This is a genomic window from Thiemannella venezuelensis, from assembly GCF_014203605.1.
GTDB lineage: Bacteria > Actinomycetota > Actinomycetes > Streptosporangiales > Streptosporangiaceae > Planomonospora_A > Planomonospora_A venezuelensis.
Window position 1 is genome coordinate 90,085 of the sequence record NZ_JACHJJ010000030.1, and the last position, 10,752, is coordinate 100,836.

The following is a 10,752-nucleotide window of genomic DNA, read 5'->3' on the forward strand; positions in this document are numbered from 1 at the left end:
CCCGAAGGCGGCCCCGGTCCCCCGGCCCGCGAGGGGCCGGCGCGCCCGCCACGGCACTCACGGCACCCCGCGACGATCACCGCGGGGTGTCGTTCCGGAGCCTCGCGTCCTCCCCGCCGGCTCGTCCGGGGCGGCACGGGCGGGCCGCCCCGCCGAGCGCTTTCTTAACACGCTCCATACATGCAAGAATCTAATGTACTAGGACAGTAGATAAATGGAGGAACCAGTGATCGAGTTCCACCTGGACGCGAAGTCGGGCCTCTCGCCGTACCTCCAGCTGGTCCAGCAGGTACGGCACGCGCTACGGCTCGGCCTGCTGCGCGAGGGCGACCAGCTACCGACCGTCAAAGAGGTCGTGGGACACCTGGCGATCAACGCCAACACCGTCCTCAAGGCCTACCGGGAACTCGAGCACGAGGGCCTGGTCGCCGCCCGACCGGGAGTCGGGACGTTCGTGACGGCGACACTCACCGACACCTCACTGGCCGCCCACGGACCGCTCCGGCTGGACCTGCAGCGCTGGCTGGCCAAGGCCCGCCGAGCCGGCCTCGACGACGAGAGCATCGAGGCCCTCTTCATGACCACCTTTCGGACCACCGCTCAGGAGGACATAGCGTGACTTCCGTCTTACAGGCCCAGGGACTCGGCAAACGGTACGGCAGGCGCTGGGCGCTGCGCGAGTGCACCATCGACATCCCGGCGGGCCACGTCGTCGGCCTCGTGGGACCCAACGGAGCCGGCAAGACCACGCTGCTGAAGCTGGCCAGCGGCCAACTGGAGCCGACCGCGGGCGACATCACCGTGCTGGGCGGGCGGCCCGGGGGCACGCCCGCCCAACTGGCCAGGGTCGGCTTCGTCGCCCAGGACACCCCCGTCTACGCCAGACTCACCGTCGCCGAACACCTGCGGCTGGGGGCACGGCTCAACCCCCGCTGGGACGACGGCGTGGCACGGGAGCGCATCGCGCAACTCGGCCTCGACCCCACCCAGCGGGCAGGCAGACTGTCCGGCGGCCAGCGCGCCCAGCTCGCCCTGACCCTCGGCCTGGCCAAGCGGCCCGAACTGCTGATCCTGGACGAGCCCGTGGCCTCACTCGACCCCCTGGCCCGCCGCGAGTTCCTGCAAGGACTGATGGAGGCCGTCGTCGAGCACGAGTTCAGCGTGGTGCTCTCCTCCCACCTGGTCTCCGACCTGGAACGAATCTGCGACTACCTGATCGTGCTCGTCGACTCGCGCGTACTGGTCGCCGGAGACGTCGACAGACTGCTGGCCACCCACTACCGGCTCACCGGCCCACGCCGCGACCCCGATCGGCTCCCCACCGACCAGCACATCGTCTCCGCCCGCCACACCGACCGGCAGAGCACGTACGTGATCCGCACCGACGCCCCGATCCACGACCCCGCCTGGACGGTCAGCCGGCTCAACCTGGAAGACCTCGTCCTGGCCCACATGGACAAGCGCCCCGCCGGCAGCCGGCCCGCCCCCCTGGAGGTTCAGCGATGATCTGGCTGACCTGGCGCCAATTCCGCGGCTCGGCCGCGGCGGTCGCCGCCCTGCTCGTCGTCCTCACCGCCGTCCTGGCACTGAGCGGCCCAGGCCTGGCCTCCCGCTACTCCGCCGGGATCACCGCCTGCGTCCAGGACGACACCTGCGGCCAGTTCTTCGACCGGTTCTTCGGCCAGTACGACACCCCCTTCATGGCCGTCAGCCTCATCGTGCTGCTCCTGCCGGCACTGGCCGGGATCTTCTGGGGAGCACCGCTGATCACCCGCGAGATGGAGGCCGACACCCACCTGCTGGTATGGAACCAGAGCATCACCCGCAGCCGCTGGCTGGCGGTCAAACTCGGACTCACCGGCCTGACCGCCATGGCCGCCGCCGGCCTGTGCGGCCTCGTGGTGACCTGGTGGTCCGCCCCGCTGGACAGATCAGCCCCGGAGGACCTGGCCCTGATGGCCCCCCTGGTGTTCGGCGCACGCGGCATCGCCCCCATGGGATACGCGGCCTTCGCCTTCGTCCTGGGCGTGACCGTGGGCATGACAGTGCGCCGCACCCTCCCCGCCATGGCCCTCACCCTGGCCGTCTTCGCCACGATCCAGCTCGCCATGCCCCTGCTGATCCGACCCCACCTGATCCCCCCGGTCACCGGCGCCTTCGAACTCAGCGAGGCGAACGTGGACGGCTTCAGCATCAACCGGGACGGAGACAAAGCCGGACCCATGGAGATCCACCTGAGATCGGCCGTTCCCGGCCACGCGGGCGCCTGGGTCCTGTCCAGCAGAATGATCGACCCATCCGGGCGCACGATCGCCGAGAACGGCCTCCCCGGCGCCGTCAAGGAGGTCTCCACGACATCGGGACCCTGCGCCCCCACAGGAGGACCCCCCGGCCTGGACACCTGCCTGGTCGAGATCAACCGGCTCGGCTACCGGCAGCAGGCCACCTACCAGCCCCTCGACCGCTTCTGGCCCTTCCAGTGGATCGAAACCGGGATCTACGCCCTCCTCACCCTCGGCCTCACCGGATTCGCCTTCCGCTGGATCCGGAGGCGCCTGTCATGACCGAGCCTGCCGAGGCCGTCAACGGACACAGCACCCCGGTCGGACGACCGGCCAAGGAGGGCACATGAACGCCCTCAGAACCGCGTCCGCCGGACTCGCCCTCCTCCTGACCGCCGCATGCACGGCACCGACCCCGCCGCGCGTCGAAGCGGGCACGGCAGCCGGCACGGCCTGCGCCCGCCCCCAAGGCCCCCCCGAAGCGGAGACGCCCACCACGATCGACGTCATCGAACAGGCGTACTTCTGCATCCTCGGCAACTACTACAGCGGCGCCACGATGGACGCCCGCTCACTGCTGAGCGCCGGATTCGCCGCCCTGACCCAGGAGCTCAACCGCAACGGGCGCGACGTCCCCGAAGCCTCCATGCCCGCGCTGACCGGCGACCGCACAACCGACTGGGCCGCCTTCGAAGCCGCCTACCGCACGACCACCGACCAGGTCCCCGACCTCCGCGACGAACTGGCCGTCGTCACCCTCGAGGCCCTCGTGACCGCCCTCGACGACAACCACGCCGGCTGGGAGCACGACATCGAGCGGCCGACCGACTCCTACGACGGCGACGGCTACGGCCTGGGCCTCCGGGCGAACGGCAACCCCGGCGGCGCCCTCCCCCCGCTGTTCGTCACCGCCGTGGAGGGCGGCGCGGCGCAGGCCGCCGGCCTGCGCCCCGGCGACACCATCGAATCGATCAACGGATCGGCGCCCTTCATCGACGGCAAGGCCAGCCCCGCCATCGCCGCCCTCCACCCCGAGTACCCGGACGCGCGCCCGGTCCGGCTGCGACTGCTGCGGCCGACCACCGGCCGCCGCTGGAGCGTCACACTCCGACCCGGCCTCTACCCGCGGGACCTGACCTCCCTGCGGGTGGTGCAGCCGAAACTCCTGGACGACGACATCGCCTACGTACGCCTGCGCGGATTCGCCTCCGACTCCGCCAACAGGGTCTTCAGAGCCGTCTCCAGACTGCGCACCGGCCGGACGCTGTCCGGTGTCGTACTGGACCTGCGCGGCAACGGCGGCGGCAACCCCGCCGAGGCGATCCGGCTGGTGAGCGCGTTCGTCCACGGCAAGGCCACCGCCTACCAGTGCACCGTGACCGGCGCATGCGAGACCATGTGGACCGACGACACCGTCGAACTGCTCGGCCTGCCGCTGGTGGTACTCACCGACCGCGACTGCGCCTCGGCGTGCGAGCACTTCAGCTCCGCAGTCAAAGACCTGCGCGCCGGCCGACTGGTCGGCACCCGGACCGCCGGCGCGGTACCAGGACCGGCGCAGTCGTACCTGCTGAACAACAACACCGTCCTGCGCTTCCCCACCAGACGCCACCTCGGGCCCAACCGCGAAGTGATCGACCGGGTCGGCGTGCCGCCCGACCACCACGTGCCACCGACCCCCGAGGACGCGGCCGCCGGGCGCGACCCCGCGCTGGCCAAGGCCCTGACCTTGCTGAACCAGTGAATGGACCTCCCGATGAGACAGATCCTCGCCACCACAGCGGGACTGGTCGTCCTGGCCGCGTCCGCCTGCTCCGCACCCACACCGCCCCGGTCCGCCGTCCCATCGGCCACCCCGACCGGCCCCGCCACCCTGCCCGCCCCGACCGGCCCCCACCCGGTCGGCACCACCACCCTGCACCTGACCGACACCACCCGCCCCGACCCCTGGAACCTCGACGCCGACACCCGCGAGCTCAAGGTCACCCTGTGGTACCCGACCGGGCAGCGCGACGGGCAACGCGCCCCGTACATGACACCCAAGGAATCGGAACTCCTCATGAAAGGCTCCAGGATCGCCAACGCGCCGTACGACACACTGAGCAAGACACGCACCAACGCCGTCAAAGACGCCGACCCCGCCGGGAAGCGGCTCCCGCTGGTGGTGCTCTCCCCCGGCTTCACCAAACCGGTGAGCACCCTCACATCCCTGGCAGAAGACCTGGCCAGCCGCGGATACGTCGTGGCCGGCATCGACCACGCCTACGAAAGCTACGCCACCACCCTGTCCGGCGGGCGCATCGCCGAATGCATCGCCTGCGACAGCGACAGCGACCCCGGCTTCGGCACAGGACTGGTCCAGGGCCGGGCGGCCGACGTCTCCTTCGTCCTCGACCGGCTGACCACCGGATGGAAGCACTCCGGCCTGATCGACCGCACAAGAATCGCCATGGCAGGCCAGTCGATCGGCGGCGCCAGCGCCATGGCGGCCATGGTGAAGGACTCCCGCGTACGCGCCGGGATCGACATGGACGGCACCACCTACGCCCGCATCCCCAAGAGCGGACTCTCCCGCCCGTTCCTGTTCATCGGTTCGCCGCAGCACGTCCCCGGAGGCCGCGACACCTCGTGGGACCGCGACTGGAAGCTGCTGACCGGATGGAAACGCTGGCTCGTGATGTCGGGCGCGGAACACCAGTCCTTCACCGACGGCCCCCTGCTGCTGGGCGCCCTCGGCATCAAGCCCTCCATCAACACCCTGCCCGCCACACGCGCGGCCGAACTCACCCGCACGTACGTGGCGGCCTTCCTCGACCGGCACCTGAAATCACAGCGGCAACCCATTCTGGACGAACCATCATCGCGCCACCCCGAAGTCAAGTCCTGCCCCGCCGCGTGCGGTCAGTCCTGAAACCCGCCACCCCCCGAAACCGCATGACCGGCCGGAGCGAACCCCCAGCCGCCGGACGACCACCATACGGCTGGGGGCGGACCCGAAAGCGGACCGATCAGGAATCAAGAAGCACGGGACCCGCAACCGCAACTAACTTGACCGGCATGGAAATCACGATCCACTCCACCTTCCTCCCGCACACCGACCCCGACGCCGCCCTCGCCTTCTACCGCGACGCCCTCGGCTTCGAGGTCCGCAACGACGTCGGATACGACGGAATGCGCTGGATCACGGTCGGCCCCGCCGACCGGCCCGGCACGTCCATCGTCCTGCACCCACCGGCCGCCGACCCCGGCATCACCGACGACGAGCGCCGCACCATCACCGAGATGATGGCCAAAGGCACCTACGCCGGCCTCCTCCTGGCCACGACCGACCTCGACGACACGTTCCAGCAGATAGAAGCCACCGGCGCCGAGGTCGTCCAGGAGCCCATGAAGCAGGACTACGGAGTCCGCGACTGCGCCTTCCGCGACCCCGCCGGCAACATGATCCGCATCCAGGAACTGCGCTGAACCTCCGGCCCTCCCCAAGCCGAGACCCCCTCACCGCTCCGACCACCCCGCGAGCACAGGCCGCACACGACGCGCCGTCAAGATAACCCCCGTTCACCCGAAATCGTGACATGCTAATCACTCTCAGTAACCAACGAGGGGGTCGGATGCACGACGACGAGAACACAACGGCGGCGACCACCCGGACACGAGACCGGCGGCCATACCTGACCGGCGCCGCGGCCATCACAGCCACCGCCATCATCGTCACCGCGTTCACCATGGAACCCGGCGCCGTGGAATCCCGCAAGGACAACCCCGCCACCCCCACCCGAGCCCTCGCCGCAGCCTCCCACACCCCGACCGGACACCCCACCCCCCGCCGCACCCCGACCACCGCACCGGCGACGGCCACCGCGCCGACCACATCCGGCCGAGCCGCCGCCGCACCCCCGGCCCGATACACCCAGCCGCACCCCACCGGCCGGAACCGGCCCGGCGGACACCAGGACCTCAGCCCCCTGCCCATGCCCACCGGACACCACCACCGCAACGACCACCACTCACTGCCCGACCTCCTCCCCCGATTCCTCACCCCGCGCTCGGCCACCGCCAAGACCCGCACACCCCAGCCACGCCACCAGCCCGACCAGCCCGTACGGCCCACCCCCGAACAACGCGGCCCCCGCCGCGCCGAGAGCCACGCCGGCACCGGCCAGACCGTCCCCTGCAGCCGCATCCCCATGACCGGCTGGCGCTACCCGCACTGCGGCCCCATCTGGGGCACAGGAGGACGCGGCAACCTGCTCTCCGACGTCATGAAGTTCATCGAACACGAACAGCCCACCAGCTGACGGCCCCCGCCATGAACACCGGAACACGACCTCACACAGACGGCTCCGGACGAGCCAACCGCATCCGCAACAGAACCCGCGACCCCCGAGCATCCTGATCGATGTTCAACTGATCGCAGAGCTGCCCCATCAACCACAACCCGAACCCCCGCGGCGCACCCGCCACCGGACGCTCACGGACCGCGTCCCGAGGCCCCAACCGGCCGGCACCATCGGCCACCTCCACGGTGAAGAAACCCTCCTCCCGCCAGACCGACACCGTGCCACTCCCCCCGCCATGCTCCAGAACGTTGATGGCGGCCTCGTTCGCAGCGATGAGCAGATCATCCAGCCGCTCACCACTGAGCCCCGCCTGAACCGCATACGAATGAACCCTCCCCCGCAACAACGCGAGATCGGAGGTGATCGGCCACCGCCGACCACCGGCACCGGTCACCAACACCTCCCCCTCCCACCACCCGGCCCGCGCATCGCAACGACTACCGCGACCGGAGCAGATCGACGGCATCGGCCACCGTGGGCAACACGGTGAAGAAACGAACCAGCCCCGTCGTATGGAAGATCCTCCGCAACCGGGGCTGCAACCCGGTCAGGGCGACGGTCCCGCCCCGCTCGTCGAGGAGGCTGCGCAACGCCAGAAAAACCCTGATCCCCGTGGAATCACAGAAAGTCAGCCCGGTCAGATCCATGATGAGATCACACCCACCGGCCGGCAGCGCCTCCACCACGTCCTGCCGCAACCGCTCGGCATTGGTGTAGTCCAACTCCCCCGCCAGCGCAACGACCACCCCCCGCTCCAACGAGGCGTCGAAACGGACGGTGAACTCGACCGCGACGGTCACCGCAACCACCCCGGCCCCCGCCCGACCCGCCGCCGACGACCCACCGCAGATCTCACACGACCACTGCCCACGACTCCCAGAGTGTCATGTTCCGCCGACAAACGGGGCGGGTTATGGACATTCACCCCGCCGAAGGAGCACGATCGACCGCGACCCGCACCGCCAACCAGCCCAGAACGGTCCCCATCAGATAGCGCTGCACCCGCGCCCAGAACGGCCTGCCCCCCAGGAACGCCGCCACCGACCCGGCCGACAGCACGAACACCCCGTTGACCGACAGCGCGACCACGATCTGGGTCAGCCCCAGCAGCAGACTCTGCACCGCCACATCCCCACGGGACGGATCGACGAACTGAGGAAGCAGCGACACGTACAAAACCGCGATCTTCGGATTGAGCAGGCTGGTGACCAACCCCATGGCGAAGAGCCGGAACGGCGGATCCACCGGCAACCGCCCCGGCGCGAAGACCGAACCCGCCCCCGGCCGCACCGCCTGCCAGGCCAGCCAGAGCAGATAGACCGCCCCGGCCAGCTTGAGCATGGTATAAGCGGCGGGCACCACCGCGAACACCGCCGCGATCCCGGCGGTCGCGGCCGCCAGGTAGACGGCGAACCCGGCAGCCACCCCGGCCAGCGAGACCAGCCCGGCCCGCCGCCCCTGCGTCACCGACCGGGACACCAGATAGATCATGTTGGGACCCGGCGTGAGCACCATCCCGAGCGCCACCGCCGCAATGCCGAGAAACGCACTGACAGAGATCATGAACCCATCCTCGACACCGGCCCCGGCCCCACAAAAGGGCCAATCACATCAAGTGGCCCAGAAACCACCCCTCCAGACCCCCCAACCCCGACGCCCACACCACGGCACACCTCAGACCCGGTCCAGCCGCCGGTGCGGAAGCGGCGGCAGCTCCACCACCACCGCGTCACCCGGCCGCACCTCACCCCCGGCCACCACCACCCCCATGATCCCCGCCTTCCGGACGAGCCGCCCGGCCTCGTCCCGGCCCACGACCCGCTTCAGCAGACCCGGCCGGAAACCGTCGATCTGCGCGCACGGGTTCCGCAGACCCGTCACCTCCACCACGGCCTCACCCCCCAGCCGGAGCAGCGCGCCGACCGGCAGGGAGAGCAGATCCACACCCCGGGTGGTCACGTTCTCCCCCAGCTCACCGGCGGCCACCCGGAAACCCTCCGCCGCCAGCTCGTCATGGAGCTCGGCATGGATCAGATGGACCTGCCGCAGATTGGGCCGGGTCGGATCCTGCGCCACCCGGGACCGGTGCTTCACCGTCACCCCCAGGTGCGCGTCGCCTTCCACGCCCAGCCCCGCCAGCAACCGGATGACCGGCTCGCCGTACTTGCTGAAGGTGTGGCCGCCGCTGCGGCTCACCGCCGTCACCGCCGCCTCCGTCATGGCGCCGCCCTTTCCTTCTTGTCGAGGGTTCGGATCCTACAAGATCATTTTTGATCACACCATGTGCCTTTACAATGTAGATCAAATACTTGGGGTATGATCCCCGGGATGAGCGTGCCCGCCGTACCCGATGAAGCACCGCGTCCCTCCGTCGAACCGGCATGCGATCCCTACCGCGTCTACCTCGACTCCCTCACCGGCCCCGAGTCCCGCCGCGCCATGCGCGGCTGCCTGGACCGCCTGGCCGCGCTCGTCTCCGGCGGAGAGGCGCGCTCCGGGGCCGGACAACCCTGGCACCTGCTGCGCTACGAGCACACCGTGCGCCTGCGCACCCTCATGATCGAGCGCGGCTGGTCCCCCGCCTATGTCAACAAGCACCTGGTCGCGCTGCGCCGGGTGCTGCGCGAGGCCTGGCGGCTCGGGCAGATGACGGCCGAGGACTACCAGCGCGCCGCCGACCTGCCGACCCTGGAGCACACCCGCCTGCCCGCCGGCCAGCACGTCCCCGCCGAGGTCGTGGGCGCGGCCCTGGCCGCCTGCGACGACGACTCCCCCGCCGGGAGCCGCGACGCGGCGCTGCTCGCGGTCCTCTACTCCACCGGCTGCCGGCGAGCCGAGGTCGCCGGGCTGGCCCTGGCCGACTACGACCCCGGCTCGCGCTCACTGCGGGTCCGCGGCAAACGCGACAAGGAACGCATGGTCTACCTCACCCCCCAGGCCGTCGGTCGGCTGGAGCGGTGGCTGGCCGTACGGGGCCGCCGGGCCGGAGCCCTGTTCTGCCCCATCGGCAGGCACGGTTCACCGCGGCTGCGCGACGGCGGGCCCGCCGCCATGACGGGGCAGGCCGTCGCCGACATCCTCACCCGCCGCCTGACCCAGGCCGGAGCCATGCCGCGCACTCCTCACGACTTCCGGCGCACTTTCATCGGCGAGCTCCTCGACGCGGGCGTGGACCTGGCCACCGCCCAGGCGCTGGTCGGCCACTCCTCCCCCGCCACCACCGCCCGCTACGACCGCCGCCCCGAACGGCGCCGCCGCGAGGCCGTCGACAGGATCACTCTGCCGCCTCCCCGGCCTCTGTAAGCCCGGCCCCCGCATCGCGGTCCCGAATCCGCGCCGCGGGAACCCCCGCACGACCGCACGCTCCGATCCGGGGTCCCGGTAGCAATGAAGAAATTTCCAACGAAGTAGCCTCTGACTTGGATTGATACGGACCTCTACGGCTAAGGTCTCGATTCGCTCACGGTGTTGACCATGAGCGACGACAAGCCGGAGTTCGGGTACGGCGCGGGTGGTCGCCCGTTGTGGACGGCGCGAGATCGCGACGCCGAGGCGATCCGGGTGTGGTGCTGTGCATGGCGGGACGGCGGGAGTTCGGCCAGCACCACGGCGGATTCGTCGTCGAGGGCGGCGGCGACGAAAAGCTGTTCCTCCTCGCCTGCGCCGACGATGCCGCGGTGTCGGCCCGCGAGCTCGCCCGCTACTGCGACGACCTGCGCAAGGCCGGGTACCGCGTCGAGCCTGACGCTGATGATGATCAGGCGCTGCTGATGCGGAAGTCCTCCTGACCGCCTTCACTCCAGCGCGTGGGGTGGAGGTCAGCGCCGGCGACGGCGGGCGGTGCGGAACCGCCACATCACCGCGTTGAACTGCTGCCGCAGGTCCGGGATCGGGCCTCGCTCGCCCAGGGGCAGGTGAGGTTCGATCCGGACCATTCCTCGTCGGTGAGCTCTCCACGCGCCATGGCGATGGCCTATCAGGACCGAAGGCCGATGCGCAGGCGAACCTCTCTGATCTCAACTCCGTACAGGCCCTAGGAGTGTCCTGAAGATCTTGGTGGGTGGGTCGGCATGCGCCGGCTCACCCTCTTCGTCATGGGGCGATGGGGACGAGAACCCAGATGTTGT

13 protein-coding genes are annotated in these 10,752 nt (G+C 70.2%); 9 read left to right on the top strand and 4 right to left on the bottom strand.

Features of this window, described 5'->3' with window-relative positions; all coding sequences use genetic code 11:
* Nucleotides 1–214: 214 nt before the first annotated feature.
* The 7 genes from FHS22_RS32240 to FHS22_RS32270 all read left to right on the top strand — a co-directional run bounded on the left by FHS22_RS32240 (nt 215) and on the right by FHS22_RS32270 (nt 6,583).
* On the top strand, nt 215–619 hold the full coding sequence (locus FHS22_RS32240) for a GntR family transcriptional regulator (protein ID WP_184947964.1): 405 nt from the start codon (nt 215–217) through the stop codon (nt 617–619).
* The gene (locus FHS22_RS32245; protein WP_184947965.1) at nt 616–1,506 is read left to right on the top strand and encodes an ABC transporter ATP-binding protein; all 891 of its coding nucleotides are present in this window, start codon (nt 616–618) and stop codon (nt 1,504–1,506) included. Before FHS22_RS32240 ends, FHS22_RS32245 begins: the two co-directional genes overlap by 4 nt.
* Nucleotides 1,503–2,564: an ABC transporter permease gene (locus tag FHS22_RS32250; protein WP_184947966.1), complete on the top strand. Its 1,062-nt coding sequence runs from the start codon at nt 1,503–1,505 to the stop codon at nt 2,562–2,564. Before FHS22_RS32245 ends, FHS22_RS32250 begins: the two co-directional genes overlap by 4 nt.
* Nucleotides 2,565–2,628: 64 nt before the next feature.
* Entirely contained in the window at nt 2,629–4,026 is a 1,398-nt protein-coding gene (locus FHS22_RS32255; protein ID WP_184947967.1) for a S41 family peptidase, read from the top strand.
* A gap of 12 nt (nt 4,027–4,038) precedes the next feature.
* The gene (locus FHS22_RS32260; protein ID WP_184947968.1) at nt 4,039–5,193 is read left to right on the top strand and encodes an alpha/beta hydrolase family protein; all 1,155 of its coding nucleotides are present in this window, start codon (nt 4,039–4,041) and stop codon (nt 5,191–5,193) included.
* Nucleotides 5,194–5,339: 146 nt separating this feature from the next.
* On the top strand, nt 5,340–5,750 hold the full coding sequence (locus tag FHS22_RS32265) for a VOC family protein (protein WP_184947969.1): 411 nt from the start codon (nt 5,340–5,342) through the stop codon (nt 5,748–5,750).
* 146 nt (nt 5,751–5,896) lie between these two features.
* Nucleotides 5,897–6,583 (top strand): hypothetical protein, encoded by a 687-nt coding sequence (locus FHS22_RS32270; RefSeq protein WP_184947970.1) that lies wholly within the window; start codon nt 5,897–5,899, stop codon nt 6,581–6,583.
* A 31-nt stretch (nt 6,584–6,614) separates the two neighbouring features.
* Here FHS22_RS32270 and FHS22_RS32275 read toward each other — a convergent pair whose 3' ends face one another.
* From FHS22_RS32275 to FHS22_RS32290, 4 genes are all read right to left on the bottom strand, one after another.
* Nucleotides 6,615–7,025: an ATP-binding protein gene (locus FHS22_RS32275; RefSeq protein WP_184947971.1), complete on the bottom strand. Its 411-nt coding sequence runs from the start codon at nt 7,023–7,025 to the stop codon at nt 6,615–6,617.
* 37 nt (nt 7,026–7,062) lie between these two features.
* Nucleotides 7,063–7,425 (bottom strand): STAS domain-containing protein, encoded by a 363-nt coding sequence (locus FHS22_RS32280; protein WP_184947972.1) that lies wholly within the window; start codon nt 7,423–7,425, stop codon nt 7,063–7,065.
* Between the two features lie 121 nt (nt 7,426–7,546).
* Nucleotides 7,547–8,188, bottom strand: a complete 642-nt coding sequence (locus FHS22_RS32285; RefSeq protein WP_184947973.1) for a LysE family translocator — start codon at nt 8,186–8,188, stop codon at nt 7,547–7,549.
* Nucleotides 8,189–8,299: 111 nt separating this feature from the next.
* Nucleotides 8,300–8,845: an MOSC domain-containing protein gene (locus FHS22_RS32290; RefSeq protein WP_184947974.1), complete on the bottom strand. Its 546-nt coding sequence runs from the start codon at nt 8,843–8,845 to the stop codon at nt 8,300–8,302.
* Between the two features lie 108 nt (nt 8,846–8,953).
* Between FHS22_RS32290 and FHS22_RS32295 the strand changes: the two genes are divergently transcribed.
* Complete coding sequence (locus tag FHS22_RS32295; RefSeq protein ID WP_184947975.1) at nt 8,954–9,928, top strand: tyrosine-type recombinase/integrase; 975 nt, start codon at nt 8,954–8,956, stop codon at nt 9,926–9,928.
* A gap of 272 nt (nt 9,929–10,200) precedes the next feature.
* Nucleotides 10,201–10,413, top strand: a complete 213-nt coding sequence (locus FHS22_RS32300) for a hypothetical protein (RefSeq protein ID WP_184947976.1) — start codon at nt 10,201–10,203, stop codon at nt 10,411–10,413.
* The last annotated feature ends 339 nt before the right edge of the window (nt 10,414–10,752 follow it).